The sequence below is a fragment of the Specibacter sp. NPDC057265 genome (assembly GCF_042668835.1).
Classification (GTDB): domain Bacteria; phylum Actinomycetota; class Actinomycetes; order Actinomycetales; family Micrococcaceae; genus Specibacter.
Genome location: NZ_JBHUYE010000004.1, coordinates 86307 through 112380 on the forward strand (window position 1 = coordinate 86307; position 26074 = coordinate 112380).

The 26074-nt window shown below is 63.0% G+C and carries 26 protein-coding genes and 1 tRNA gene; 16 read left to right on the plus strand and 11 right to left on the minus strand.

Annotated elements, in window-relative coordinates:
• Window positions 1–3: 3 nt before the first annotated feature.
• A complete protein-coding gene (locus ACFUCV_RS04660) occupies window positions 4–1434 on the plus strand; it encodes a gamma-aminobutyraldehyde dehydrogenase (protein WP_380812792.1) in 1431 nt (476 codons plus the stop codon).
• Between the two features lie 74 nt (window positions 1435–1508).
• Window positions 1509–2870: a 4-aminobutyrate--2-oxoglutarate transaminase gene (gene gabT, locus ACFUCV_RS04665; protein ID WP_380812543.1), complete on the plus strand. Its 1362-nt coding sequence runs from the start codon at window positions 1509–1511 to the stop codon at window positions 2868–2870.
• Between the two features lie 103 nt (window positions 2871–2973).
• Here the strand turns inward: gabT and rarD are convergent, their stop codons facing one another.
• A complete protein-coding gene (rarD, locus tag ACFUCV_RS04670; RefSeq protein WP_380812545.1) occupies window positions 2974–3951 on the minus strand; it encodes an EamA family transporter RarD in 978 nt (325 codons plus the stop codon).
• A gap of 232 nt (window positions 3952–4183) precedes the next feature.
• Between rarD and ACFUCV_RS04675 the strand changes: the two genes are divergently transcribed.
• The 4 genes from ACFUCV_RS04675 to ACFUCV_RS04690 all read left to right on the plus strand — a co-directional run bounded on the left by ACFUCV_RS04675 (window position 4184) and on the right by ACFUCV_RS04690 (window position 8685).
• Window positions 4184–5602 (plus strand): FAD-dependent oxidoreductase, encoded by a 1419-nt coding sequence (locus ACFUCV_RS04675; protein ID WP_380812547.1) that lies wholly within the window; start codon window positions 4184–4186, stop codon window positions 5600–5602.
• Between the two features lie 5 nt (window positions 5603–5607).
• The gene (locus tag ACFUCV_RS04680; protein WP_380812549.1) at window positions 5608–6375 is read left to right on the plus strand and encodes an oxygenase MpaB family protein; all 768 of its coding nucleotides are present in this window, start codon (window positions 5608–5610) and stop codon (window positions 6373–6375) included.
• Between the two features lie 346 nt (window positions 6376–6721).
• A complete protein-coding gene (locus tag ACFUCV_RS04685; protein ID WP_380812551.1) occupies window positions 6722–7186 on the plus strand; it encodes a Fur family transcriptional regulator in 465 nt (154 codons plus the stop codon).
• Window positions 7187–7188: 2 nt separating this feature from the next.
• Window positions 7189–8685 carry a catalase gene (locus ACFUCV_RS04690; RefSeq protein WP_380812553.1) on the plus strand — a complete coding sequence of 499 codons (1497 nt, stop codon included), beginning with the start codon at window positions 7189–7191 and terminating at the stop codon, window positions 8683–8685.
• Window positions 8686–8768: 83 nt separating this feature from the next.
• Here the strand turns inward: ACFUCV_RS04690 and ACFUCV_RS04695 are convergent, their stop codons facing one another.
• Complete coding sequence (locus ACFUCV_RS04695; RefSeq protein ID WP_380812555.1) at window positions 8769–9155, minus strand: ankyrin repeat domain-containing protein; 387 nt, start codon at window positions 9153–9155, stop codon at window positions 8769–8771.
• Window positions 9152–10039, minus strand: coding sequence for a hypothetical protein (locus tag ACFUCV_RS04700; protein WP_380812557.1), 888 nt, complete (start codon window positions 10037–10039; stop codon window positions 9152–9154). Before ACFUCV_RS04700 ends, ACFUCV_RS04695 begins: the two co-directional genes overlap by 4 nt.
• Window positions 10040–10088: 49 nt before the next feature.
• Between ACFUCV_RS04700 and ACFUCV_RS04705 the strand changes: the two genes are divergently transcribed.
• Genes ACFUCV_RS04705 through ACFUCV_RS04715 form a run of 3 tightly spaced genes read left to right on the plus strand, consistent with a single transcriptional unit; the run spans window position 10089 to window position 12734 of the window.
• Window positions 10089–10781 (plus strand): histidine phosphatase family protein, encoded by a 693-nt coding sequence (locus tag ACFUCV_RS04705; RefSeq protein ID WP_380812559.1) that lies wholly within the window; start codon window positions 10089–10091, stop codon window positions 10779–10781.
• A 34-nt stretch (window positions 10782–10815) separates the two neighbouring features.
• The gene (locus ACFUCV_RS04710) at window positions 10816–12042 is read left to right on the plus strand and encodes a sensor histidine kinase (protein ID WP_380812561.1); all 1227 of its coding nucleotides are present in this window, start codon (window positions 10816–10818) and stop codon (window positions 12040–12042) included.
• A 2-nt stretch (window positions 12043–12044) separates the two neighbouring features.
• Entirely contained in the window at window positions 12045–12734 is a 690-nt protein-coding gene (locus ACFUCV_RS04715) for a response regulator (RefSeq protein WP_380812564.1), read from the plus strand.
• Between the two features lie 124 nt (window positions 12735–12858).
• Here ACFUCV_RS04715 and ACFUCV_RS04720 read toward each other — a convergent pair whose 3' ends face one another.
• Window positions 12859–13347, minus strand: coding sequence for a YajQ family cyclic di-GMP-binding protein (locus tag ACFUCV_RS04720; protein WP_380812566.1), 489 nt, complete (start codon window positions 13345–13347; stop codon window positions 12859–12861).
• Between the two features lie 309 nt (window positions 13348–13656).
• Between ACFUCV_RS04720 and ACFUCV_RS04725 the strand changes: the two genes are divergently transcribed.
• The 4 genes from ACFUCV_RS04725 to ACFUCV_RS04740 all read left to right on the plus strand — a co-directional run bounded on the left by ACFUCV_RS04725 (window position 13657) and on the right by ACFUCV_RS04740 (window position 15844).
• The gene (locus tag ACFUCV_RS04725; RefSeq protein ID WP_380812568.1) at window positions 13657–13944 is read left to right on the plus strand and encodes a hypothetical protein; all 288 of its coding nucleotides are present in this window, start codon (window positions 13657–13659) and stop codon (window positions 13942–13944) included.
• A gap of 152 nt (window positions 13945–14096) precedes the next feature.
• Window positions 14097–14181, plus strand: a tRNA-Tyr gene (locus ACFUCV_RS04730).
• 138 nt (window positions 14182–14319) lie between these two features.
• A complete protein-coding gene (locus ACFUCV_RS04735; protein ID WP_380812571.1) occupies window positions 14320–15057 on the plus strand; it encodes a hypothetical protein in 738 nt (245 codons plus the stop codon).
• 157 nt (window positions 15058–15214) lie between these two features.
• Complete coding sequence (locus tag ACFUCV_RS04740) at window positions 15215–15844, plus strand: hypothetical protein (protein ID WP_380812573.1); 630 nt, start codon at window positions 15215–15217, stop codon at window positions 15842–15844.
• Between the two features lie 77 nt (window positions 15845–15921).
• Here ACFUCV_RS04740 and ACFUCV_RS04745 read toward each other — a convergent pair whose 3' ends face one another.
• Window positions 15922–16164: a hypothetical protein gene (locus ACFUCV_RS04745; RefSeq protein ID WP_380812575.1), complete on the minus strand. Its 243-nt coding sequence runs from the start codon at window positions 16162–16164 to the stop codon at window positions 15922–15924.
• Between the two features lie 204 nt (window positions 16165–16368).
• Here ACFUCV_RS04745 and ACFUCV_RS04750 point away from each other — a divergent pair, with 204 nt between their 5' ends.
• A complete protein-coding gene (locus tag ACFUCV_RS04750) occupies window positions 16369–16749 on the plus strand; it encodes a thioredoxin family protein (RefSeq protein ID WP_380812577.1) in 381 nt (126 codons plus the stop codon).
• Between the two features lie 86 nt (window positions 16750–16835).
• On the opposite strand, the gene ACFUCV_RS04755 is transcribed toward ACFUCV_RS04750, so the two are convergent.
• The 4 genes from ACFUCV_RS04755 to ACFUCV_RS04770 form a co-directional block, all read right to left on the minus strand.
• Window positions 16836–17114, minus strand: coding sequence for a putative quinol monooxygenase (locus ACFUCV_RS04755; RefSeq protein WP_380812579.1), 279 nt, complete (start codon window positions 17112–17114; stop codon window positions 16836–16838).
• Between the two features lie 87 nt (window positions 17115–17201).
• Entirely contained in the window at window positions 17202–18155 is a 954-nt protein-coding gene (locus tag ACFUCV_RS04760; protein WP_380812581.1) for a DNA-3-methyladenine glycosylase family protein, read from the minus strand.
• Entirely contained in the window at window positions 18152–18361 is a 210-nt protein-coding gene (locus ACFUCV_RS04765) for a hypothetical protein (protein WP_380812583.1), read from the minus strand. The genes ACFUCV_RS04760 and ACFUCV_RS04765 overlap by 4 nt, the downstream gene beginning before the upstream one ends.
• 353 nt (window positions 18362–18714) lie before the next feature.
• Window positions 18715–19659, minus strand: a complete 945-nt coding sequence (locus ACFUCV_RS04770) for a LysR family transcriptional regulator (protein ID WP_380812585.1) — start codon at window positions 19657–19659, stop codon at window positions 18715–18717.
• 142 nt (window positions 19660–19801) lie between these two features.
• On the opposite strand from ACFUCV_RS04770, the gene ACFUCV_RS04775 reads away from it, so the two are divergent.
• Complete coding sequence (locus ACFUCV_RS04775) at window positions 19802–23251, plus strand: bifunctional proline dehydrogenase/L-glutamate gamma-semialdehyde dehydrogenase (protein ID WP_380812587.1); 3450 nt, start codon at window positions 19802–19804, stop codon at window positions 23249–23251.
• A gap of 144 nt (window positions 23252–23395) precedes the next feature.
• On the opposite strand, the gene ACFUCV_RS04780 is transcribed toward ACFUCV_RS04775, so the two are convergent.
• A complete protein-coding gene (locus tag ACFUCV_RS04780; protein ID WP_380812589.1) occupies window positions 23396–23836 on the minus strand; it encodes a hypothetical protein in 441 nt (146 codons plus the stop codon).
• Between the two features lie 19 nt (window positions 23837–23855).
• Window positions 23856–24539: a type IV toxin-antitoxin system AbiEi family antitoxin domain-containing protein gene (locus tag ACFUCV_RS04785; protein ID WP_380812795.1), complete on the minus strand. Its 684-nt coding sequence runs from the start codon at window positions 24537–24539 to the stop codon at window positions 23856–23858.
• A 146-nt stretch (window positions 24540–24685) separates the two neighbouring features.
• On the opposite strand from ACFUCV_RS04785, the gene ACFUCV_RS04790 reads away from it, so the two are divergent.
• Complete coding sequence (locus ACFUCV_RS04790; RefSeq protein ID WP_380812591.1) at window positions 24686–26071, plus strand: cystathionine beta-synthase; 1386 nt, start codon at window positions 24686–24688, stop codon at window positions 26069–26071.
• Window positions 26072–26074 lie beyond the last annotated feature (3 nt).

The window sequence follows — 26074 nt, forward strand, 5'->3', positions numbered from 1 at the left end:
ACCGTGGTCCAGACCTTGCAAAATTTCATCAATGGAGCATTTGTCCCAGTCATCGGCACGCAGTTGCTGGACATTGTCAATCCCAGCACCGGTGACGTTGTTGCCCATGCGCCAATTTCCAACCAGGCCGATGTGGATGCAGCAATGACGGCTGCCGCGGAGGCCTTTAAAACCTGGAAGCGTGCCACCCCCGGCCAGCGTCAAAGCGTGTTGCTGAAACTGGCGGATGCGGTCGAGGCCCGCAGCGATGAAATTGTGGAGGCGCAGCATCGCAACACAGGCCAGGTCAAGGCCATGATTGCCGCCGAGGAGGTGGCCGCCGGTGCTGACCAGTTGCGCTTCTTTGCTGGTGCCGCCCGCTTGCTTGAGGGCCGTTCCGCAGGTGAATACATGGAGAACTTCACCTCCTTCGTGCGCCGTGAACCGGTGGGCGTCATTGCCCAGGTCACGCCCTGGAACTACCCCTTCCTGATGTTGATTTGGAAGCTTGGTCCGGCGTTGGCGGCGGGAAACACGGTGGTGCTTAAACCCAGCGACACCACCCCTGAAAGCACCCTGGTCTTCGCCGACATTGCCAAAGACATTGTTCCGGCGGGCGTGTTGAATTTTGTCTTGGGCAATGGTGCCACGGGCGCCGCCCTGGTGGAGCACAAGGTTCCTGCTATGGTGTCCATTACGGGTTCCGTGCGTGCAGGCATCGCCGTGGCCACCGGTGCCGCCAAGGGTCTTAAGCGCGCGCATTTGGAACTGGGGGGCAAGGCCCCGGCCATTGTTTTTGCGGATGCCAACTTGGGCAGGACGGCCCAGGAAATTGCGGAATACGCCTTCTTCAACGCCGGGCAGGACTGCACCGCCATTACCCGCATTCTGGTGGAGGAATCCGCGCATGAAGAATTTGTGGCGGCTCTGGCCACGGCCGCGAAGGGCTTGGAAACCGGCAACCCTGACGAATCCAAGAACTACTTTGGTCCGTTGAACAACATCAACCACTTCAACCAAGTGTTGGAGGTGGTGGAGAACATCCCCGCGCACGCAACAGTTGTCACCGGTGGCCAGCGGGTGGGGGACAAGGGGTTCTTCTTCGCGCCCACCGTGGTGGACGGCGTTAAGCAAAGCGATGACATTGTCCAGCAGGAAACATTTGGTCCTGTCATCACCGTGCAGACGTTCAAGACCGAGGACGAGGCGGTGGAATTGGCCAACGACGTCGACTACGCCCTCGCTTCCAGCGTGTGGACCTCCAACCATGGCGTGGCCATGCGCGTCTCACGTGACCTGGACTTTGGCGCCGTGTGGATCAACACGCACATCATGTTGACGGCCGAGATGCCCCACGGCGGATTTAAGCAGTCCGGCTACGGCAAGGACCTGTCCATCTATGGCGTGGAGGACTACACGCGCATCAAGCACGTCATGAGCAACCTCGACAGCTGAGAACCACGACGGCGGGCCCTGGCTGGGGCGCGTTGGTCACCAACCGTGCACTGCACTTTGTGAAAGGAACTTCCATGAGCGACATCCAATACCGCCTTGCCCAAAAACGCCAGATTTCGGCTTCCTTCCCCGGGCCCAGGTCCCAAGCGCTCAACGAGCGCCGCAAGTCGGTCGTTGCCGGCGGCGTGGCCTCCACCGTTCCCGTTTATGTAGCGGACGCCGACGGCGGCATCATCACCGACGTTGACGGCAACTCCTTTATTGACCTGGGTTCCGGCATTGCCGTCACCTCCGTGGGCGCCTCGGATGCCAACGTGGTTGAGGCCGTCCGCGAGCAGGTCGGACACTTCACCCACACCTGCTTCATGGTCACCCCCTACGAAAGCTACATTGAGGTCGCCGAGGAACTCAACGCCTTGACGCCCGGCACCCATGAGAAGCGCACCGTGCTGTTCAACTCCGGTGCCGAAGCGGTGGAGAACGCCGTCAAGGTGGCCCGCCTGGCCACTGGCCGCGACGCCGTCGTCGCATTCGACCACGCCTACCATGGCCGCACCAACCTGACCATGGCGCTCACGGCGAAGGCCATGCCGTACAAGACCAACTTCGGTCCTTTTGCGCCGGAGATCTACCGCGTGCCCATGTCCTACCCGTACCGCGAAGAATCCCAGATCAAGGGCGAGGACGCCGCACGCCGGGCGATCACCATGATCGAGAAGCAAATTGGTGCAGGCTCCGTGGCTGCAATTTTGATCGAACCCATTCAAGGCGAGGGTGGCTTCATCGTCCCGGCGGAGGGCTTCCTGCCCACCCTGGCCGCCTGGGCCAAGGACAACGGTGTGGTCTTCATTGCAGACGAGGTCCAGTCCGGCTTCTGCCGCACGGGGGAATGGTTCGCCAGCCAGCACGAAGGTGTTGTCCCGGACATCATCACCATGGCCAAGGGCATTGCCGGCGGATTGCCGCTCTCAGCCATCACTGGCCGCGCCGACCTCATGGACGCTGTGCATCCCGGTGGTCTGGGTGGCACTTACGGTGGAAACCCGATTGCCTGCGCCGCGGCGCTGGCTGCCATCAAGACGATGAAGGAGCACGACCTCAACGCCCGTGCCGTAAACATTGAACGGATTGTGACCGATCGCTTCAAGGCGCTCGCGGAAGAACTGGGCCAGTCAGGCATCATTGGGGAAATTCGCGGCCGCGGGGCCATGCTGGCCCTTGAACTGGTCAAGCCCGGAACGGCGAACACCACCAAGGAAGCCAACGCCGAAGCTGCCAAGGCCATTGCTGGTGCCTGCCTGCAGGCCGGCGTCATCATTTTGACCTGTGGCACCTATGGCAACGTGATCCGTCTGCTCCCGCCGCTGGTCATCAGCGACGAACTGCTGGTCGACGGTTTGGACGTGCTCTGCGAGGCCATTCGCCAAGCGGCCTGACAACACGGTCCGCATGCGGCACCCGCCGGTGGCATTGCCTCCGGCGGGTGCCGCCATGCATCCCCCGCCGGGCCCGTGGCTGAAGCTGGCCGGTGCCGGAGTTTTAGTGGGCAGCCACGGAATTCTTCGTGGAAAATTTGCGGTAGGTGCGCAGCATGTCAACTATGAGTATGGCCAGCGCCACCCACACCACTGCAAACCCAATCCAGCGTTCGAGGGTCATGGTTTCGCCCAGCACGGTTATCGCCACAATGAACTGAAGCAGCGGCGCCACGAACTGCAGCAAACCAATGCTGGTCAGCGACAGCCGGCTGGCGGAGGCGCCAAAGAACAGCAGTGGAACGGCAGTGATGACGCCCGAGGCAGCCATCAACCAAAAGTGCCCCGGGCCTCTGTCAGTCAATGTGGCCTGGCCCAAAGATGTCAGGATCAGCATGGTGGTTAAGGCCAGTGGCGCCAAGGCGGCGGTTTCCAGACTTAAGCTGGTGATGGCGTCGACCTTCTTGCCCATGCGGTTTTTCACCAAGCCGTACAAGCCAAAGCTGGTGGCCAAAACGAGCGCAACCCAGGGCAGCTTGCCATAACCAATGGTCAAAATGGCCACGGCCACGAAACCCACCCCCACGGCCAGCCACTGCAGGGGCCGCAGCTTTTCCTTCAAGAGGAACACCCCCAACAACACTGAGAACAACGGGTTGATGAAATAACCCAGGGACGCCTCAATGGCATTGCCGGTGGTGACGGCAAAAACGTATGTCAGCCAGTTGATGGCAATGAGCAAACCAGCCACGGTCAAAGATCCCATGATGCGCCGGTTGCGTGCGGCTGCCTTGATTTTTCCCCAGCCCCGGCTGACGGTGGTGATGAGGGCGCAAAAGACCAAGGACCAGAGCACGCGGTTGGCCACAATCTCCAGGCTGTTCGCCGGGACCAACAAAACAAAGTACAAGGGCATGAGCCCCCACAAGCCATAGGCTCCCAGGCCAAAGAGGACCCCTGTGGTGCCATCTGAACGGGCGGCTTTGGGCGGTTTGGCCAATTGCCCGTGCGTGGTGGGGGCTGCTGTTTTTTTGGAGGTCACACCGCTGATAACAAACTTGTGTCCGGATCTATGCCAATAAGTTACAACCCCCCGCTGCAGGCAGCAGCGCAACACCGCGGCTTTGGAGTGCAGGTGCCGCGCTGGCTGGCCACTTATGGCCGTGTGCCATGTTCATTAGACTGAAGGAGCCAACGCATCAGGTGTGCTTTTATGTGCAACTGTTGATGCACGGCAATCTTGTGCCGGTTCACAGTTCAAAGGGGCTTCCGACTTGTCTTCTTCAAGTGTCAACCAACCGTTCCGTGTTGCCATTGTTGGATCCGGTCCGGCGGGAGTCTATGCAGCAGACATTCTCACCAAATCGCAGGAGGTGGCTGGCGGGGACGTCCAGCTGGGCATTGATTTATTTGAATCCCAGCCGGCACCCTACGGATTGATCCGCTATGGAGTGGCTCCTGACCATCCCCGCATCAAAGGCATCATGAATGCGCTGCATAAGGTATTGGACCGCGGAGACATCCGGTTCTTTGGCAACGTCACGTACGGCAGGGACGTGACGCTGGCGGACCTGCAGAGCCACTACAACGCCGTCATCTTCGCCACCGGAGCCATGAGGGATGCAGCCTTGGACATTCCCGGCATTGATCTTGAGGGCTCCTATGGCGGGGCCGATTTTGTCTCCTGGTACGACGGTCATCCCGATGTGCCCCGGGAGTGGCCCTTGAATGCCAAGGAGATAGCGGTGATCGGCAATGGCAATGTAGCCCTGGACATAGCCCGGATACTGTCCAAACACCCCGACGATCTGCTGGTGACCGAAATTCCAGAGAACGTCTACCGCGGCCTCAAGTCCTCTCCGGTGACGGATGTGCACATTTTCGGCCGCCGGGGGCCTGCGCAGGTGAAGTTCACGCCGCTGGAATTACGGGAGTTAAGCCACTCACGTGACGTTGACATTGTTCTTTATGAAGAGGACTTCGATTTTGATGCGGCCTCTGACCTGGCCATTAGGAGCAACAACCAGGTCAAGATCATGGTGAACACCCTCAGCAACTGGTTGGCCGAGGAACACGATGCAAAAAAACAACCCGCCTCGCGGCGCCTGCACCTGCATTTCCTCCACACACCCCAGCAAATCACCGGCAGCAATGGCGCAGTCACAGGTATTACCTTTGAGCGCAATGAGCTGGACGGGACCGGCAATGTCCGCGGGACCGGGGAGCTGATCCACTATCCCGTGCAAGCCGTGTACCGGGCTGTGGGGTATTTTGGCGCTGAGCTTGCCGAGGTGGCTTTCGATGCCCAGCGCGGTGTCATCCCCAACGAAGGCGGCAGGGTCCTTGCCGCCGATGGCAGCCCCGTTCCCGGGCTCTATGCCACCGGATGGATCAAGCGTGGTCCTGTGGGCTTGATCGGCAGCACCAAGGGTGATGCCTTGGAGACCATCGGCTGCCTCCTGGAAGACCGTCTCAGCCTGCCTGAGCCTGCACATTCCACAGAGCAGCACATTGTGGAACTGCTCCAATCACGGGGCGTGCAGTTCACCACGTGGGAGGGGTGGAACCGCTTGGACAGCCACGAAAAACAGTTGGGCGCCGCCTATCTGGCGGACCCGGGCGTCAATGTTGCGCGCGAGCGCATTAAAGTCGTGGACCGTGACCACATGGTGCGCATCTCCACGGACAGCTAGCTGCCGTGGTCAAGACATTGGCGGACGTTGCACCTGAAGGGGTGCTGCTGGCCGGAGCGGGCCGTGCCATTTTGCTGCAGCTGGCCAACCCGGCAGTGGGTTATGGCGTTGCGCAGCATTCGGATTTTACCGCCAACCCCCTCAAGCGCCTCCATCACACGCTGCAGTACATCTATGCCCTCAGCAATGGAACAACGCAACAACGTCGCACCATGAAGGCCCATGTGCAAAGGGCTCATCTGCCGGTGCGGTCCCCTGGCACCGCCGCCACCCCCGCTTATGATGCCTCTGACGGGCAGCTGCAGTTATGGGTGGCCGCCACACTCTACGACTCTGCCAGGGATGTCTATGCCGCTGTCTTTCCGGCGCTCTCTGAAGCGGATGATGAATCCGTGTATCAAGGCTATGCCGTGCTTGGTGTGGAATTGGGCATGCCGGCCCAACTGTGGCCTGCCTCCCGCGCGGACTTCAAGGAGTACTGGGACCGCCAGCTGGCGACGCTCAGCGTGGACGGGACCGTCAGGGAGGTGGCCCGGGAACTTTTGGCGGCGCGGCAGGCCCCCGTCTGGCTCAAGCCTTTCATGCCCCTGGTGCGATTTCTCAGCGTGGGCCTTCTACCCGCGCCGGTTCGGCAGCTGTACGGATTCAGCTGGTCACCGCGGCGGGAGCGTCTGCTGCGCACCCTTTTGGCCCTGACCTCCCATCTGGTGCGCGTTGTCCCCGCAGGCATCCGCCACGCCCCCATGCGTTACTACCTGAAACGTTTGGGCTGAATGCAGCTTTCTTGAGCCATGCCGAAACCGCCCTAACCGCCGGGACCCGCAGGCAGACACCCAAGGATTGGGTGGATCCGCATTGGCGGCAGTTGACCCCGGTGCTGCCAAAGAAGGGTTGCCCAAGTCCCCGGGGCTGGTTCTCCCGGGGACTTGGGCCGGTGACAGGCAGGGCCTGCCCCCACGTTCCACCAGCTGTGCCCCCGTGCCCGGCGGAATTGGGCAGATGCGGCACGAAGCCCGGTGGTGACAACCATGGTCAGCGGAACGGCGGCTGCTGTTGCGGGCAAAGTAACTAAAACCGTCCAAATTGGACTCAGTCCAGAAAAGTGGACATACTGGACCCATGATCAGTAATCAGCACTACGAAGACAAGTTGCGGGCAGCGTCACTGCGTGTCACCCGTCCCCGTGTCGCGGTGCTGGATGCTGTCAGCGCGCACCCACATGCGGACGCGGACTCCATCATTGGCGCGGTGCGGGCAGAGTTGGGCAGCGTCTCAAAGCAGGCCGTCTACGATGTGCTTGCCGCGTTGGTCGATGCCAATCTGGTCCGCCGCATTGAACCGGCGGGTTCGGCCACCCGGTACGAAAGCCGGGTGGGGGACAACCACCACCACGTGGTGTGCCGTTCCTGCGGAGACATTGCGGATGTGGATTGCGCCATTGGGGAGGCGCCATGTCTGCATGCTTCCAACAGCCACGGCTTCAGCATTGATGAAGCCGAGGTCATTTATTGGGGAAGCTGCCCCGACTGCACCGCCAAAAGACTTTTGAATCAAGATCTCACCACCGCTAGGAGCGATAAGTAAAGATGACTGTCGACAACACCGCACCATTGACAACCGCCGCGGGCGCACCCGTTGCCAACAACCAGGACAGCATGACAGCTGGTCCCCGGGGGCCAGTGCTGCTTCAGGACGTGTGGCTGCTTGAGAAGCTGGCCCACTTCAGCCGCGAGGTCATCCCCGAGCGCCGCATGCACGCCAAGGGTTCAGGTGCCTTTGGTACTTTCACCGTGACGAACGACATCACCAAGTACACCAAGGCCAGCATCTTCTCCGAGGTGGGCAAAAAGACTGAAATGTTCGCACGCTTCTCCACCGTTGCCGGCGAACGCGGCGCAGCCGATGCAGAGCGCGACATCCGCGGGTTCTCCCTGAAGTTCTACACCGACGAAGGCAACTGGGACCTGGTGGGCAACAACACCCCTGTGTTCTTCTTCCGTGATCCGCTGAAGTTCCCCGACCTGAACCGTGCAGTGAAGCGCGATCCGCGCACCAACCTGCGCAATGCCGAGAACAACTGGGACTTCTGGACCAACCTGCCCGAGGCCCTGCACCAGATCACGATTGTCATGTCCGACCGTGGCATCCCGGCCAGCTACCGGCACATGCATGGATTTGGTTCACACACCTTCTCCTTCATCAACGCCGAAGGCGAGCGTTACTGGGTCAAGTTCCACCACCGCACGCAGCAGGGCATTAAAAACCTGACTGACGCGGAAGCTGCCAGCCTGGTGGGTGAAGACCGCGAGTCCGCCCAGCGCGACCTTTTCGAGTCCATCGAGGAAGGCGACTTCCCGAAGTGGAAGCTCATGGTGCAGATCATGCCCGAGGCCGACGCCAATAGCTACAAGTACCACCCGTTCGACCTGACCAAGGTCTGGTCCAAGAAGGACTACCCGTTGATCGAGGTGGGTGAATGGGAGTTGAACCGCAATGCGGAGAACTACTACGCCGACGTCGAGCAGTCCGCCTTCACTCCGGCCAACGTGGTTCCGGGCATCAGCTTCTCCCCGGACCGCATGCTGCAGGGCCGCCTGTTCTCCTACGGCGATGCCCAGCGCTACCGCCTGGGTGTGAACCACCACCAGATTCCGGTGAACGCGCCCAAGAGCCCCGTCAACACCTACCACCGCGATGGACAGGGACGGGTGGACGGCAACCAGGGACGCACCCCCGGCATCGAACCGAACTCCTACGGCCGCTGGCAGGAACAGCCCGCCTACGCTGATCCGGCACTGGCCACAGGTGCCACGGCGGACCGGTTCAACTACCGTGAAGACGACGCCAACTACTTTGAGCAGCCCGGCATCCTCTTCCGCGAGAAGATGAATGACGAGCAGCGCCAGGTGCTCTTCGAGAACACCGCGCGCGCCATTGACGGCGCCTCCGAGGCCACCATTGAGCGTCACATTTACAACTGCACCCAGGCCGATCCGGCCTACGGCGCAGGTGTCCGTGCAGCCATTGAGGCCCTGAAGGCCGGCAACTTGTCACCCGTGGACGTCAACACGGACGCAGCCTAAGCCACCACCAAATGCCCGGAGGCAACCATTCACGGTTGCCTCCGGGCATTTTTGTTGCCGTGGGACTGCCGGGACGGATCCCTTTACGGCAGCAAATGTTCGCGGCCGAACATGGCAGCGGTGGCGCGGGCGGATGGTGTGCCGCCCTCAAGATCGGCCCCGGCAGCCACCAGCAGTGCCACTATTTCATCCTCGCCCTTGAAAAGTGCACCGGCCAGTGGTGACTGCCCGCGCGCATTGCAAAGATCCACATTGGCGCCACGGTCCAGCAACAGCGATGCCGTCTGCCCGTGGCCCCTGTAGGTGGCCAGCATCAGCAGCGTGTTTCCGTCGCCGTCCTGCACGTCAAGGGGGAGGCCGTGATCCAAAAATTCCGCCAGTTCAGTGGTCTTGCCCGCACGTGCCAAATCCATGGCGAGGGCAATGATTTGTGCGGTCTGGTCGTCATTGAGGGGGGATGAATTGGTCATTTCTCAACAGTAGGGGATGGGCCCCGGAATTCGCGCGTTCTTAACGCCGCCTGCTCAAGACCGAGCCCGCCATGGGTGACGAATTCAGCCAGCTGATTGGTCGCTTGGCCATGTTCGCGGCCAAAAATGTCAATGGAGGCGCCTCCGCCCCACACATCGGTGGCCCAGACCGTCATGCCGGCGTGGCGGGGGTTGGCATTCCATGCCAGTTGTTCCACGCCGGCAGCCAATTCCAACAAGGCATCGGTGCCCATCCCGTCCAGGGACTTCACACTCTGGCGCGGAACGGCCGTCCAATGCTGCGTACGGGACGTGCCCGCGTTCGCCGCCGGGGCAGCCTGCACCGCAAAGGCCCGCGACTGCCACAGAGCAACCCCCTGCGCAGCAGCTGCCGCATCTTGGGCGTGGCTGGCCCTGGTGGGCCCTCTGGTGGGCCCCTCCGGCTCCCGCAGCGGCCCCTTGCTGCCGCTCCACAGGCGCAGCGCCTCATCCTGATCCGCGTCCGGTGGCGTCGCGGCACGCAGATGGGCCGGCAGGCGGAGAGCGGCAGCTGCCAGGGGGCTTCCCGGCCAGCTGATGAAGGCGTGAAGCGTGGGTGTGGAGGTTTCAGAAAGGGGCTCGCCAATGGCGTCGCCCACCGGAGACCAGTTCCGTGAGATAAAAAGTTGCGCGGCCGTGGCGCCCCGCAGTGCAGTCAGCGCCTGCCGCAGCCGACCGTAGCAATGCAGCAGGTCGCCGGCGGAATCAGGACCGAAGGCCAGCGAAGGGTCGGCAAGCCGGATGACAAAGTGTCCGGGCGTCAGTGGAAACTGAGGCCGTCTAACCCCCCAAAAAGTGGAAGCGTAAAGCTGCTCGCGCCCTGGCACCGGCAGGCCCCTTTCCACATGTCAATTGTTGCCAGCATAACGCAGCCCCATAGGACAGAATGGAACCATGCGATTGATCTTGATTAGGCACGGCCAAACCCCCAATAATGTGCGCGGACTCCTGGATACTGCCGCTCCGGGTCCGGGGTTGACAGCGTTGGGGGTTGCGCAGGCGCAGGCAGTTGCCGGTGACCTCGCCGCTGAGCGGATCGATGCCCTGTTCATCTCCAACCTCACCCGCACCGCCCTGACCGCCGCGCCCCTTGCCGCCCAGAGGGCACTCGTACCGCAAGTTCGCGAGGGCTTGCGGGAAATCAGCGCCGGCGACCTGGAGATGCGCGGCGATGGAACCTCCATTGCAAGTTATCTGCAAACAGTCAAAATCTGGTTGTCAGGTGACTTGTCCGCCCGCATGCCCGGAGCCGACACTGGATTTGAGGTGCTGGAACGCTTTGATGCGGTGGTGGCGGAAGCGGCCGCCCATGAGGCGGTGGCCATGGTCAGCCACGGAGCCATGATCCGCTTTTGGGCAGCGCACCGCGGGGAAAACCTTGACTGGTCGGACAGGCGTTATCACGAGCTGTCCAACACCGGGATCGTCACGCTCGAGGGCGAACCCACCGGCAGCGCGGCTACGGGCGGGTGGCGGATCCAATCGTGGCACGGCGAGCCCGCCGGCGGACTCAGCGGCCTTGACGCGGACGGTCCGACGGCGGAACTTTCGGACCAGGACACCCCTGCCGCCCACCATGGCCGCTAAACCCAACCCCAGAGGCGAAGGCCTGGTTGATCCCTTGAGCACCATCACCTTGTGGGGGATGAAGGGCCTGAGTTGGGTGTGGCTCGGCACGGCGGCCGTCTGCATTGCCCTCTTGGCCGTCGGTGCCCCGCTGAACATCAACCTGTACAACATGAGCCTGCCCTTCGGCTTGGGTCTGGCCATTTTGCACGCCGGGTCGCTGGGTCTGACGGCGGCGCGGCCGACCGCCGGCATTCTGGCTTCCCTGGCGCCTTTGGTGATCCTGCCGCTGGTGTCCGCGCCGGTGCTGCTTGTCCCGATGCCTTTTAGCGTGGTGGCCATGATCACCCAGGTCCTGGTGCTTTGCGTCGCGGGTCTGCGTGCCCATTGGATGGTGTCCGCCGGAGGCTGGCTGGCCAGCGTTGTGGTGGGTGTGCTGAGCAACTACCTCACCATGCCCGAGGGGCCCGACGACGGCGCCCAGAACAATGTGGTCATTTTTGCCGCCGTCTCAGGGGGGCTCATGGTGGCCTCGGTGGTGGTCCAACAGTGGCAGCACCTGCGTGTTGAATTGGCCGCGGAGCGAACGGTCAGCGCCGAAGAACAATCCCGGCGCAGATTGGCTGAAGAGCGCACCCGCATAGCCCGTGAATTGCACGATGTGGTGGCGCATGGCATGTCGGTCGTGGTGGTCCAGGCCACCACCGCCGTCTACCGCCATCCGGGATTGAGCCCGGAACTGAAGCGGGAATTTGATGACATTGCCGCAAATTCCCGCCGTGCCATGACGGAAATGCGCAGCATGCTCGGTTCCCTTCGCAATACCGCTCCGGGCCGTGAGCTGGGCCCGCAACCAGGTCTGGCCGATCTGCCCGAACTCATTTCCTCAATCCGCTCCACGGGGGTGAAGGTGCTGGAACCGAAAATTTCCGGGGTCGGTGATCATGACATTGGGGAGGTCATTGCCTTGACGGCCTACAGAATTGTCCAGGAGGCACTGAGCAACGTGGTCCGCCACGCCCCGGGAGCCACCGCCGAGGTCGCCATCGGGGTCACCGGCGGCCGGCTTGCCGTTTCCATAGTCAATTCCCGTTCCGATGTGGGTGCCGTAATGGCTCAACTGGACAGGGGCGGGCATGTGGGCCAAGGCTTGATTGGCATGCGTGAACGCGCCTCCATTGTGGGTGGGGAAGTGACGTGCGCACCAACGCGCGACGGCGGATTCGCCGTAAATGCCGTGTTGCCCCTGGATGCCAGCGGCACAACAAACCGGAGGGTGTAAACATGACCATCAGGGTCCTTGTGGTGGACGACCAGGCCATGGTCCGGGAAGGTTTTGCCGCCCTGTTGGGTGCGCAGGAGGACATCACCATTGTGGGGCAGGCGGAGAATGGCGCCAGGGCTGTTGAGCTGGCGGCACTGCACCACCCGGATGTGGTCCTCATGGACGTCCGCATGCCGGTGATGGACGGGCTTGAAGCAGCGCGCCAAATTCTGGCATTTCCGCCACATGCGGATCAAGCGGACCATGCACACATACTCATGCTGACAACATTCGACATTGACGACTACGTCTATGACGCCCTGCGTCTGGGCGCCAGTGGATTCCTGCTCAAGGACGCGCTCGCCGAGGAACTGGTTTCCGCGGTGCGGGTGGTGGCCTCAGGTGAGGCACTCTTGGCGCCCTCCGTCACCAAACGGCTGATTGAGCAATTTGCCACCGCCGGACCCCGTTCGGTGCCCTCCCGTGAGCGCCTGGACAGCCTGACCGAACGCGAGCTGGAGGTCATGACCTTGATTGGACGCGGATTCTCCAACCAGGAAATTGCCGCGGAGCTTTTTATTGCCCAGCAGACGGTCAAAACCCACGTGAGTAAAATTTTGGCCAAGCTAAGCCTGCGGGACCGGGTGCAGGCGGTGGTCCTGGCTTATGAAACCGGCTTGGTGGCGCCGGGTTTCGGGGACGGCGGCTGAGCCTGCGGGGCCGGGAACGGACAGTTGCTGCTGCTGGGGGCCACAGCAGCTACGGCTCCCAGACGCGCGGGCAGGCACGAGCGCCCATGGCAGCCACTGCCATGGGCGCTTGTGGAATGCAGGATTAACGCAGGTTCACAAACTGCAGATCCGCATCCTCGAACTTGCGCAGCATGGCCATGACTTCCTGGAGGTCGTCGCGGCTCTTGGAGCTCACGCGCAGCTCGTCACCTTGGATGGTGGACTTGACACCTTTGGGGCCTTCGTCACGGATGAGCTTGTTGATCTTCTTGGCCACGTCCTGGGCAATGCCTTCCTTGATCTCAGCCTCCAGACGGTACTCCTTGCCCGAGGCGTACGGTTCGCCGGCGTCGAGGGACTTCAGCGAGATGCCGCGCTTGATCAGCTTGGACTCAAAGACATCCATGACAGCCATGACGCGTTCTTCCGAATTCGCCTTGAGCAGCAGCTTCTCGCCACTGAAATCTATTTCCGCTCCCACACCCTTGAAGTCATAACGCTGCACAATTTCCTTCTGGGCCTGGTGCAGTGCATTGGCGACTTCCTGCTTGTCCACTTTGCTGACGACGTCGAACGTTGACTCACTGGCCATGATTCCTCCACCTGGTAAAAAGATTAATGAGCTTTGCTTCCAAGCCTAGCGCCAGAGCTGGCCAAAGCCGGGGAAGCGTGCTGTGGCCAGCTGGGCAGCCCTGGGTCCGCGGGCCCGGGACCCACGGCGGTGCCCGCCCCGCCATGCGAAAAACCCAAGCCCGGTTCGGCACATGGCACCTCCATGCGAACAACCGGCCACCAGTTCGGAGCAGGGCGCGCCCACAGCCTTCTCCGGGTGGCTTCAGGGAACGTGCACATCTGGAGGAGCCACAGTGGAGGCAAAGGAAACACCGAAACAGGAGGAACCGTGCCAATGCCACTGTCGGCCGCCCAGCGGGGGACCATCAAAATTGCCGCAGCCTCATTGGCGGCTGTGGCGCTACTTGGCGCATCGGAGGTCCCCGGTGAAACGGGCACGGAGGTGAACGTGTGCCATGTGCAGCACAGCGCAGGGGAGTCCGTGGAGCAGCGCATTGCCGGCGTCAAGGCAGACACGGCCCGGGCCGTGGAACTGCAGCAGCTCACGTCGGAGCAGGCGGCGTTTGTGGCGGAGCAGCTGGTGCGCCGGATCCAATCAGGTGCATTGCCCATTTAGCGGACAATCGCCAGCTTGCCGGTGCCCCGGCGGTGTCCAAACCACCCCGGATGCCGCCCGATTCGATTCTTGGGCAAATTCCCTGTATTGTTTTACTGCTCCCACTTGTTGGGGGCGAAAGTCCGATCCGCAGTTGGGGTCTGGCAGGCCACGGCAGATTACCCGAGCGGCCAAAGGGGGCTGACTGTAAATCAGCTGGCAACGCCTTCACTGGTTCGAATCCAGTATCTGCCACCAAACGGGAAGACCCGGAACCACGCGCAAAACGCGGGGTTCCGGGTCTTTCTGTTTTCGCTGCCCGGGCAGCGAAGCCCCACCCGGTCCCACTCCAGCCATGGCTAACGGCGGCGCGGGGAAGCAAACTACAGTTAGGGGATGGAATATCTGGTCCCGCTGGTCATTGTGTTGGTTATTGTCCTGATCGTTTGGATGGGATCGCGGTTCCTGGGGCGGCGCAGCCACCACGAGGACGGGACGGCTGCCCCGGCCGCAGCTGTGGGGCCCACGCAAGGTGCCGGCAAGGCCGGCAGCGGCATGGACATCACTCGAGCGGATGCCGAACGGGCCAGTGCGCGGCTGGACCCCGAAACCCACCGGCGGATCTATTCCCTGATTGCCCAGCGCCAAGTGTTCAACGCCGTGAAGGAATACCGGCAGGCGACCCGGACGGGACTGCGGGAAGCAACTGCAAGTGTGGCCGCCCTGGCGCAGTTCCCGCAGCCTGCCCCGGAGCGGAAAGTTGAAAAACAGGCAGACGTGAAGCCGCAGTCCACGCAGGCAAAAGCGGGTGTGGCCCCGCAATCCGCGCAGCCTGCGGCCGAGGCACCTTTGACGGTGGAGGACATTCTTGCCGCCGGGTCCGTTCCGGAAGCTGCGCAGGCCGCCCCGCCCGTGGCCGCTGCCGGCAGCTACCGCTACCGCGCCATTGTCTCCCGCGGTGACGACGTCCGTGAGGTGGCGAGCACGCGGCTGAACGCGGATATTTACACCCGGATCCGGCAACTGGCACAGTCCGGAAATTATGACGCCGCTGCCAGCCTGCTCCGGGACCACGCGGACATTGGGGTCGAGGATGCCCGGGAGTTTGTCTCAATGATTGGTCCCGAAGACTAATGGCTGATGCGGGGCGTTCCTGTCTCATTTGCGGGCCGGTGCGTCATATAGGCCATAAAGAATAACCAAACGGACAGTCTTTCGCTAATGTTTGGCAGTCAGTTGTAAATTCTTTGCCTGCAGGGCGACCTGCCGGCCATGTCCTTTGGGGGATCGTTTGAACGTTTCCATGCGTCTCGGCTCGCGAAAGCTGCGCTATTTCCTGCTCGCCGTTGTGGCTTCCCTGGCTGTAGTGCTGCCCATGGTGGTGGCCCCGACATCCGCACATGCCGCCGCAACCACCAGCACCCGTATTGCCAACTTTGCAGCGGGTCCGGCCACAGTCGTCAAGGGCAAGAACATCAGCTATTCCGGACTGGTGCAGCGGCTTTCGGGCAAGGCTTGGGCAAACGCCGGAGCCGTGACGGTAAACGTCTACTTTGATGCCGACGGTTCCGCACCCAAAAAGCTGGTCCGGACGCTGAGGACCACTTCAGCGGGTAAGTTCAATGCAACGGCAGTGGCGGCAGTTTCAGGCAAATGGTCCGTAACGCTGCCGGCTCAGGGCAGCTACAAGGCCTCGTCCACGGCCGTCAAAGCCATCAAGGTGGTGCCGGCGCCCAGTCCCACCTCAGCCAAGCCTGCCAGCAAGTGGAACTGCCCGTCGTGGGCGCCCATCAAGGGCAACGCGCCAAGCAAGATCTACCACCTCAAGAACCAGCGTTTCTACGCCAAGACAACTCCTGAGATTTGCTTCAGCACCGAGGCCGCCGCCAAGCAGGCCGGCTACCGCAAATCCAAGGTTTAGCGGGATGCGCCTGCACCGCACATGAAAAAATTGCCCGGCCCTTGTGGGGCCGGGCAATTTGCATTTGGGACAAGCGCTTAGCTGTCCTCAGAGCCGCCTTCCAGGACAAAGCCGTCTTGATGGTGAATAAGCTGGCGGCCCATTCCAGAGTTGAGCTGGATCCACAGGCACTGCCTGTCGTGGGAGAGGGTCTCCACGCGCCCTTCCAGACGCCAGCCACGCTCATTGATCAGCGCCACGGGCCTGTCCGCGGGCAAGGCAGGCCAGACATCGTTGTTTTCAGGGTCCGTAAAGGTTCGGGGGATTGCTCGGCGGCTCATGGGTTCTCCTTGGCTGGAAGTCATCGCTGCTTCCTTTAGTTGTCAACACCTTCAGTGTTCCCGACACGGATGAACTCCCTGTGAACGGGGGGCGTCTTTTTGGCCACCGTTCACGAAACAGGCGGCACAGGCCCACGGCGGGAGGCTCACGCGCTGAGCGAAATGGCTGGCCAGGCTTTGCTTCCCTGCCGTACCGTGGAAGCCATGGCTACTGTTGAAATCACCACGGAATCTTTTGGACCCACCATTGATGGCAATGACATTGTCATTGTGGATTTCTGGGCGTCCTGGTGCCAGCCGTGTGTGCGGTTTGCCCCCACCTTTGAGGCTGCCTCCACCAAGCATGCCGACATTGTGTTCGGCAAGGTTGACACCGAAGCCCAGCAGGAGCTGGCCGCGGAAGCGAACATCACATCCATCCCCACGCTGATGGCGTTCCGGGAAAAGGTGCTGGTGTTTGCCCAGCCCGGTGCACTGAATGCAACCCAGCTGGATTCCGTCATTGATGCGGTAAAGGCCTTGGACATGAAGGAGGTCCACGCCGCCGTGGCAGCGAAGCAGGCCGAGGGTTCCGCCCCCGCCTGACGTACAAGCCGACGCGCCCCGCAGCACCAAGACGCCGCACACCCCTGACTTCACAGGGCGTGCGGCGTCTTTGTGCCTTTGTGCCTTTAGCGGCGGACGAGTTCCACGGGCTTGGCCAGAAGGGCGCTGAGGGATTCGTTGAGGTCCTGCACAGCGATGCCGTTGCTGTGCTTTTCAAGGTCCGCTTCGGAGGCCCACTGCTCGGTCAGGACAATCTTCTCGTCCGATTCCTCCGTGATCTCATACTGGATGCAGCCCGCCTCTGCCACAACCTGCTCGATGGCAATTTCAAGGGCAAGCTTCACGCGGAAGAACTCGCCCTTGTTGGGGAAAAAAGTGGCCTGTAGGTTAATGATCTCGCTCATGAAAACAGCCTAGGGCATGGGCGCACACGCACAACAAGCGCATCCGCACTGTGAACGCCCCGCGCAGTGAAGCCGCGGCCATCGCAGTCAATGCCTGCGATGGTCCTGGACGGTCATCCGGGGGCCAAATGTGGGCTTGCGGAAACCGCTCAGCTGCAGCATCCGCACCACCCGTTGCCGGTGCCCCTGCCAGGGCTGCAGCAGTTCCAGCATGCCCGCGTCGTCCACCGGTTTTCCGGCCAGCGCCCACCCCACGTAAGCCGCCAGATGGTAGTCGCCCACTGACACTTGATCGGGGTCGCCGTGGGTGCGCTGGGTGGCTTCCGCCGCTGTCCACACACCAATGCCGGGAATGCTCTGCATTTTCCGGCCCGCCTCTTTTGCGGGCAGCTGGTTCAGCCTTTCCAGGCCCGACGCCGAACGCACCATCCGCTGGATTGTGTCCGAGCGCTGTGGTCCAACGCCCACCCGGTGCCAGTCCCAGGACGGAATGGCGGCCCACTGCGCCGCGGTGGGCGCCACGGTCAAGGTGCCGGGCACGTCCGGGTGCAGGCCGGCTCCCGGTGCGGGGGTGCCGTATTTGCGCAGCAGTGCGGTGTAGGCCCGCACCGCCTCAAGTGTGGTGACTTTTTGCTCCAAAATGGCCGGCACCAGCGCGTCAACAATGCGGCCCGTGGACGGCAGACGCACACTCTGGTGCCGGCGTCGGGCTTCCCGGACACGGTGCGGGAGGGTTGCGGCAAAGGTGGGGGAGTCGAAGGCGGTCCAGTCGTCGTGAAGCCCCAGCAGGGACGGGACACCTGCCAGCGCCTGCTCCGCTCCGGCCCCCCAGGACCGCACGTGGAGCCTGCTTGCGCGCTGCGTGATCCCCAGTGTGGCCGGGCCAAGGGATGTGGTGAAGGCCAGCCAGGCGAGGCCGGGGGCCAGTGCCATGGTCCTGTCGCCCGGGCCGCGGCGGATGATGCCCAGCGTCTGGCTGAGGGAATAGGGGCCGGCGGTGTCATAGACCGCGGCAGGTCCGGCGGTGGCTGCGGCTCTCATGGCTCCATGATGACACGGGGCCCTGACAAGAGACTGGTGGCGGGGACCGCCCGGCTGGGTGGTTGGGCCTGGCCCAGGACCAGCACTATGAACAGCGCCGCCGTTCCTGCCGGTTCACGTCCGGGAAGCGTGGCAGCTGCCCACGCGATGAGGACACCGCCAAGTGCAACGTAGCTGCCGCCGAAAAGCGTTCCGCCCAGGTACACGGCCGGTAGCTTCGAAGGCCAAACGCCAATGACCAGGCGGCCAGTCCCATGGATGCCGCGGATGGACCGTTTTATCTCAACGAAATCACTGCCACCGGTGTTGACAGCGTCCTGGCAAGGGCGGAAGTTTCCATGGCCACCCTCGATGCGCCTTTTGGCGGTTTTTGACGCGTTGGCCCGCCATCGCGACCGCCATGCCAAGTCCCGCCGGTGCGCCTTCCTGCTTGCCACCGCCGAGCTTGCCGGTCAAGATCATGCCGGCTATGCCCTCATTGCAGCGGAAACTGCGCTGCTGGGGCAGCGTCTGCGCAGCTTTCGTTCCGAAACCCGTCAGCGCTCACCCCGCCATGGGCTCAGCCCGCCGGCGTCGGACTTTCCCCGGAAAGCCCCGCCGCGGTCTGCTGCAGAATTTCCCGGCAGGCCAGGATGGCCGGACGGGTACGGCTGGCCAGCCGCGCGGAGGTGAACACGGTGCGGCGGGGACGGTCCGGGAGCTCAATGAGCGACAGCGCGGGCGCGCCGCCGGTCCACATGAGATCCGGCATGAGCCCTACGGCATTGCCTGATTCAATGAGCCGGATCTGGGCCTGCAGATCAGCGGTCTCAAAGCGCACGTCGGGTTCAAAACCGGCCTGGCGGCACGTTTGCTCAGCCCAATGGCGGGACGCGGCGCCGTGCGGCTCCATGACCCAGGGAAGTTTGGCGGTGTCGGCAATGCCGGTGATGGGGCCGGCAAAAAGCCGTGCCATGCCACCGCTGACACCCTCGGCCGGAACGGCCAGCCGGATGGCATCGGTGGTCAAGGTGGTCCGGTCCAGTTCAGGATGCAGCGCAGCGGCGTGCCCCGGGTACTGCTCGGCCACCACCAAATCAAAGTCCCGCGCCCACGTCTCATACAGGGCGGCTTCAGGCTCGCGCTGCACCACCTCAATGCGCACCTCGGGATGGGTCTGCGCCATGGCCGTGAGCAGGGACGGCAGCAGGGCCAGCGCCGCCGATTGGAACACCGCCAGACGCACAGTGCCTGTGACCGTGGACAGCGACGCCGAAAGATCCGCCTCCGCCCGCTCCAGGGTCTCCAAAATTTCGGTGGTGTGGGCCACCAGAATCTCCGCCTGGGGCGTCAATTGCACACGTCGGCCCACCTTCCGCAGCAACGGGGTCCCGGCTTCCTTCTCCAGCAACGCCAGCTGCTGCGAAATGGCCGAGGGGCTGTATTGCAGCGCCGCGGCCACGTCGGCCAAGGTGCCCCGGAGGTGCAATTCGCGCAGCAGACGCAACCTTTTAATGTCCAGCATGGGGGCCTCGATTCACGTCAATATAAGTGATGGGTATTCATCATAAATCACCACTTTTACTAAATGGATAAAAGTTCCATACTGATCTTGGACGCCAGCTCAACGGCGCCTGCCACGCTAGAGGAATTGAGTACCCACCGCCATGACCAGCGCCACCGCTGCAACCACAACCAGCACCATTCCCACACCCGAGCAGGACCTCGCCGAAGAAACCATTGCATTGGTGCGGCGTTGGCTCACGGAGGCGGCACAATTCCCCGTCGATGCCGCCGCCCAGCGGTTGGCGGAGGTGCTCAAGGACCCCGGCGGCCTGGACTTCACGGTGGGGTTTGTGGACGGAGTGGTCCGCCCCGAGGATCTGGCCGTGGCCGGGCGCAATCTGGCCGCCCTGGCTCCCAAGGTGCCGGCATTTCTGCCCTGGTACATGCGGGCAGCCGTCCGGCTGGGTGGTGTCATGGCCCCGGCCCTGCCGCAGCTGGTCATTCCCGTGGCCCGCCGCGTGCTGCGGGAAATGGTGGGGCACCTCATTGTGGATGCCACCGAGCGCAGGCTGGGGCCGGCCATTGCCAAGATCAGCCGCGCCGGCGTGGACTTGAACATCAACCTGCTCGGTGAGGCGGTGCTGGGGGAAAAGGAAGCCAACCGGCGCTTGGAGGGGACGCTGGCGCTGCTGGCGCGAAACGACGTCGACTATGTCTCCATCAAGGAATCCGCCACAGTGGCCCCGCATTCGCCCTGGGCCTTCGACGACGCCGTGGCGCATGTGGTGGAAAAACTCACCCCGCTGTTCCGCCTGGCCAATTCCTTCCCGAAAGCCAAATTCATTAACCTGGACATGGAGGAATACAAGGATCTGGGCATGACCCTGGCCGTGTTCAAGGGCATTTTGGACAAGCCGGAATTTGCCAAGCTGGAGGCCGGCATTGTGCTCCAGGCCTACCTTCCCGACACCCTGGCGGCCCTGATGGAGTTGCAGGAATGGGCCGCTGCGCGCCGCGCCGCCGGGGGAGCCGCCATCAAGGTGCGGATCGTCAAGGGCGCCAATCTGCCCATGGAACAGGTCCAGGCATCGCTCACCGGCTGGCCCCTGGCCACCTGGGGCACCAAAGCGGACACCGACACCAACTACAAGCGCCTGATCAACTATGCGCTGACTGCCGAGCATCTGGACAATGTGCACGTCGGCGTGGCCGGACACAACCTTTTTGACGTGGCCTATGCCTGGCTGCTGGCCCAAAGGCGCGGCGTGGCCGTGGGCACGGGCCAGCTGGAATTTGAAATGCTGTTGGGCATGGCCACCGGGCAGGCCGAGGCGGTCCGCCGCGATGTGGGCTCCCTGCTGCTGTACACCCCAGTGGTCCACCCCGGGGAATTCGACGTGGCCATTGCCTACTTGATCCGCCGCCTGGAAGAGGGCGCCAGCAGTGAAAACTTCATGTCGGCGGTGTTTGAACTATCCGAGAACGAGGAGCTGTTTACCCGGGAAAAGGACCGCTTCCTGGCATCCCTGGCAACCCTGGACACCAGCGTTCCGCCCAGCCGGCGGGTGCAGGACCGGAACCAGCCTGCCGCCGCTGCGGCGGAGGGTTTCGCCAACACCCCGGACACCGACCCGGCACTGGCCGGCAACCGTGCCTGGGGCGCGGAAATTCTGGCCCGCATCCCCGGATCGACCCTGGGCAACGCGCTCGTCGCGGAGACCACCGTCACCGAACGCGGCGAGTTGGAACGGATCGTGGGGGCCGCCGTCGAGCATGGCGCGTCGTGGGGTGGCCTCAGCGGCGCCGCCCGTGCAACTGTTTTGCACCGGGCCGGGGAGGTCCTGGAATCCCGGCGCGCGCAACTTTTGGAGGTCATGGCCGCCGAGACCGGAAAGACGCTGGACCAGGGCGATCCCGAGGTCAGCGAAGCCGTGGACTTTGCCCACTACTACGCCGAGCGGGCCAAGGATCTGGACGCGGTGGACGGCGCTGCGTTCGTTCCCGCCAAGCTGACGGTGGTGGCCCCGCCCTGGAACTTCCCGGTGGCAATACCGGCCGGATCCACCCTGGCCGCCCTGGCGGCCGGGTCCGCCGTGGTGATCAAACCCGCCCCGCAGGCACAGCGCTGCGCCTCGCTTATGGTGCAGGCACTGTGGGACGCCGGCGTGCCACGGGAGGTTTTGGCGCTGGTGCAACTGGGCGAAGACGAGCTGGGCCAAGAACTCATCTCACACCCGGCCGTGGAACGGGTGATTCTTACCGGCGGCTACGAGACAGCCGAACTGTTCCGCAGCTTCCGCACTGACCTGCCGCTGCTGGCGGAAACGTCGGGAAAGAACGCCATCATTGTCACCGCCAGCGCAGACCTGGATTTGGCGGCACGCGATGTGGCGGCGTCGGCCTTTGGACATGCCGGGCAAAAGTGCTCCGCCGCCTCATTAGTCATCATGGTGGGCCCGGTGGCGCAGTCCGCACGTTTTCACAACCAGCTCCTGGACGCCGTCACCAGTCTCAGCGTGGGCTACCCCGAGTCCGCCGCCGCGCAGATGGGCCCGGTCATTGAAGCTGCGTCAGGCAAACTGCTCGGCGCGCTGACAAGCCTGGGCGGCGGTGAGGCGTGGGCCCTTGAACCCCGGCAGCTCGATGGCACCGGCCGCCTGTGGTCACCGGGCATCCGCACCGGCGTCATGCCGGGTTCGGACTTCCACCTCACCGAGTACTTTGGCCCCGTGCTGGGCGTCATGCATGCCCAAACCCTGGCGGAGGCCATTTCCTGGGTCAACGCCATCGACTACGGGCTCACCTCCGGACTGCACTCCCTCGACACTGCCGAAATTGGGCTGTGGCTGGACACCGTGCAGGCGGGCAACCTGTACGTGAACCGCGGCATCACCGGCGCCATTGTGCAGCGCCAGCCCTTTGGTGGCTGGAAGAAATCCGCTGTTGGACCAGGCACCAAAGCAGGCGGCCCCAACTACCTCACGGGTCTTGGCAGCTGGCGGTGCGCCACATCCGCCGCCACGGCTCCGCTGGGGGACGCCGCCCGCAAGGTGCTCTCCGCGGCCTCCTCCCTGCCGGCGCAGGAACGGGCCTTCCTCACCCGCTCCCTCCACAGCGACGCCCAGGCGTGGGCTGCGGAATTTGGCGTGGCCCAGGACGTTTCGGCGCTCTCCGCCGAACGCAACATTTTCCGCTACCTGCCGGTGAACCCCCTGGTGCGGCTCGCCGAGGGCGGATCCGTGGCCCAGCTCCTGCGCGTCCTCGCGGCAGGAATCCTTGCCGGAGCGGCCCCGGAAGTCTCCTGCGGCGTCGACCTTCCCAGCGAGGTCAAGGCGCTGCTGCTGAGCCTGCGCATTGATCTCCGCTTGGAGGACGACGGCGCCTGGCTCACCCGTGCACGTCGGTCCGAAGCTGGCCGGATCCGCTTGATTGGCGGTGACGCGCAGGCGCTTTACGCCGCGACCGGTGGGCGGCCTGACCTGGCGATTTACCACGGCGACGTCACGGAGGCCGGGCGGGTGGAACTGCTGCCGTTCCTGCGGGAGCAGGCCATCAGCATTACGGCACACCGTTTTGGCACAGCCAACCACCTGACCGACGCTCTGGTGTAGGGGCACCGCGCCCGCCCCTGCCGGGTTCCTGCCGGGTTATGGCTGGGTTCCTGCTGGGTTATGGCGGCTGCGCATGTCCCCTCCTTTCGCGTACGTCCGGACGTGCGCGAAAGGAGGGGACATGCGCGTCGCCCAGCTGAAGTGCTATTTTCGGGGAATCCCTGCTTGCAGTAGCAAACGCTGGAAGCCCTGCAGGTCCAGCATTTCGGGCCAGGTCCACCGGACCACACCGATGCCCTGCGCGCGGATCTGATCTTCACGGTCCTTTTCCTTCAAGATCCGATCCTGGATGGGCCTCCCCAGGCCCCAATCCGGACGCAGATATTTGGTCCGGCCATCAAATTCACCGACTGTACGGGACCCGTCGAACCAAAAATCCACGAATGCGTTGCTACCGTCGCGAAGAACGAACCGGTGCTGCAATTCGGGCGCCATAAAGCCCAAAGTTGCCATCCTGACCCGGCTTAGGGATTCACCCGCTGACCCGGAAAGCCCGGAAGCGAAGGTGATGACCGCCATGGCGCGGTTGCATGCGGCCTTCGATGGTAATTGTTGGGCCGCGGCCTGGAGTTCGGATTTTTGCAAGGGTGGGCCCTGGGGATGGTCATTGCGCCAGGACGGCCCGCGAAGATCGCCGGGGGTGCCGGGAGCCGAGAGCCGAGAAGATGTTTTCAAGTTTGGGCCGCCAAGGGCTATGCAGACTGGAATCACAAATTGCCACTGCATGTTCAAACGGCAACCCGGTGATCAGCTGCAAAGTGGTGGTCAATTTGTCAGTGAGCAACAGCCCGCCACACTGCACAACATTGCAGGTCAAAGACCCCGGATGCGCACTGACATCATGATGGCTGCGTCCCCCGGCACGTGATGCCGTAATGATGTGGATTTTCTGTGGTTTTCCCACCAGCCACAGTCCCCACAGCAACGCTGCCGTGGCGTGGCAAAACACCGGTGGACGTTGCGACCGGGCTTGGAATGCGGCGGATTTCAATCCATATTGGGTAGCTGAATCCAAATTCTCCCAGGTGGCAGCGTTGACATATGCGCCGCGCCGGATGCGGACCAATTGCCCGCGTTGCTGCAACTTGGCAAGATACCGGGAATCCCTGCCTTGGAGCGCCATATCTTCAGGAAGGATCAACTGAGACTTCATGCACCAAGCGTTCCAGCGCACGTGACCGGAGGTAAGTGCTTGGGCAAACTTGTGGATAACGTGCCCGTGTCCCGCGCCGCGTATGTCCCCGCGCCTCCGTGTCCCGCGCCGCGTACGTCCCCTCCTTTCGCGCATGTCCAGACATGCGCGAAAGGAGGGGACATACGCAGCCAACTGCGCACCCCGGATTCGCTGAGGTACCCGCGCACCCCAGGTGGTCCGAAGCCCTAAACAGTAACCCGCCTTTGGACTGCGCGGCCCGTGGCGATACGTTGGGACATATGAAGTATGCGAACTCCGTCCTGGACCTTATTGGCAATACCCCGTTGGTGAAACTCAATAAAGTCACCGAGGGAATCGCCGCCACCGTGCTGGTCAAACTGGAATACATGAACCCGGGCGGTTCCGCCAAGGACCGCATTGCGGTCAAAATGCTGGACGAAGCTGCCAAGGAAGGCAAAATCCGTCCCGGCGGCACCGTGGTGGAACCCACCAGCGGCAACACCGGCGTGGCCATGGCCATGGTGGCGCAGGCCCGCGGCTACAACTGTGTGTTTGTGGTGCCGGACAAGGTGGGCGAGGACAAGCGCGCAGTGCTGCAGGCCTATGGGGCGGAGGTTGTGGTGACACCCACGGCGGTGGCCGCAGACAGCCCCCAGTCCTACTACGGCGTTTCCGACCGGCTGGTCAAGGAGATCCCCGGTGCCTACAAACCCGACCAGTTCTCCAACCTGAATGGTCCGCTGAGCCACTACGAAACCACCGGACCCGAAATTTGGCGCGACACCGAAGGTCAGATCACGCACTTCGTGGCCGGCGTGGGCACCGGGGGCACCATTTCCGGAACGGGACGCTACCTGCGTGAGGTGTCCGCGGACCGGCCTGCGGCGGATGGCGGAGAGGTGCAGATCATTGGCGCCGATCCGGAAGGGTCCGTCTACTCCGGCGGCACCGGACGCCCGTACCTGGTGGAAGGGGTGGGGGAGGACATTTGGCCCGGCTCCTACGACAAGGGCGTCCCGCACCAAATCATTGCCGTCACTGACAATGACAGTTTTGCCATGACCCGCAGATTGGCCCGCGAGGAGGGCCTGCTGGTGGGAGGATCCTCCGGCATGGCGGTGGTTGCCGCGTTGGAGGCCGCCAAGGATCTGGGCCCGGAGGCAGTCATGGTGGTGTTGCTGCCGGACAGCGGCCGCGGTTACCTGGGTAAGATCTTCAGTGACAAGTGGATGCAGTCCTACGGCTTCCTGAAGGTGACGGACGAGCCCGCGATTGGGGATGTGCTCAAGGCCAAGACGGGGTCGCTGCCGGAACTTGTCCACATCCACCCGAACGAGACGGTGCGTGATGTCATCAATTTGATGAGTGAATACGGTGTCTCGCAAATCCCCGTACTGTCCGCCGAGCCTCCGGTGGTCATGGGTGAGGTGCTGGGTTCCGTCGATGAGCGCACCCTGACCGGGAAGTTGTTCCGCCACGAGGCCAAACTCACCGACAAGATCACTGAACACATGCAGCCGCTGCTGCCCATCATTGGTTCCTTGGAACCCATCTCCGCAGCACGCGCCAAACTGCAGGATGTGGATGCGCTGATGGTGACCTTTGTGGGCGCCCCCGTGGGCGTCCTGACCCGCCACGACCTGCTGACCTACCTCAACGACTAGGAG

Bases quoted from the DNA above. Each gene is read 5' to 3' on its own strand.
- gabT (WP_380812543.1), top strand. From the start codon at position 1,509: ATGAGCGACATCCAATACCGCCTTGCCCAAAAACGCCAGATTTCGGCT.
- ACFUCV_RS04685 (WP_380812551.1), top strand. From the start codon at position 6,722: ATGATCAGTAATCAGCACTACGAAGACAAGTTGCGGGCAGCGTCACTG.
- ACFUCV_RS04690 (WP_380812553.1), top strand. From the start codon at position 7,189: ATGACTGTCGACAACACCGCACCATTGACAACCGCCGCGGGCGCACCC.
- ACFUCV_RS04695 (WP_380812555.1), bottom strand. From the start codon at position 9,155: ATGACCAATTCATCCCCCCTCAATGACGACCAGACCGCACAAATCATT.
- ACFUCV_RS04705 (WP_380812559.1), top strand. From the start codon at position 10,089: ATGCGATTGATCTTGATTAGGCACGGCCAAACCCCCAATAATGTGCGC.
- ACFUCV_RS04715 (WP_380812564.1), top strand. From the start codon at position 12,045: ATGACCATCAGGGTCCTTGTGGTGGACGACCAGGCCATGGTCCGGGAA.
- ACFUCV_RS04720 (WP_380812566.1), bottom strand. From the start codon at position 13,347: ATGGCCAGTGAGTCAACGTTCGACGTCGTCAGCAAAGTGGACAAGCAG.
- ACFUCV_RS04735 (WP_380812571.1), top strand. From the start codon at position 14,320: ATGGAATATCTGGTCCCGCTGGTCATTGTGTTGGTTATTGTCCTGATC.
- ACFUCV_RS04745 (WP_380812575.1), bottom strand. From the start codon at position 16,164: ATGAGCCGCCGAGCAATCCCCCGAACCTTTACGGACCCTGAAAACAAC.
- ACFUCV_RS04750 (WP_380812577.1), top strand. From the start codon at position 16,369: ATGGCTACTGTTGAAATCACCACGGAATCTTTTGGACCCACCATTGAT.
- ACFUCV_RS04755 (WP_380812579.1), bottom strand. From the start codon at position 17,114: ATGAGCGAGATCATTAACCTACAGGCCACTTTTTTCCCCAACAAGGGC.
- ACFUCV_RS04760 (WP_380812581.1), bottom strand. From the start codon at position 18,155: ATGAGAGCCGCAGCCACCGCCGGACCTGCCGCGGTCTATGACACCGCC.
- ACFUCV_RS04770 (WP_380812585.1), bottom strand. From the start codon at position 19,659: ATGCTGGACATTAAAAGGTTGCGTCTGCTGCGCGAATTGCACCTCCGG.
- ACFUCV_RS04775 (WP_380812587.1), top strand. From the start codon at position 19,802: ATGACCAGCGCCACCGCTGCAACCACAACCAGCACCATTCCCACACCC.
- ACFUCV_RS04785 (WP_380812795.1), bottom strand. From the start codon at position 24,539: ATGCGCGAAAGGAGGGGACGTACGCGGCGCGGGACACGGAGGCGCGGG.
- ACFUCV_RS04790 (WP_380812591.1), top strand. From the start codon at position 24,686: ATGAAGTATGCGAACTCCGTCCTGGACCTTATTGGCAATACCCCGTTG.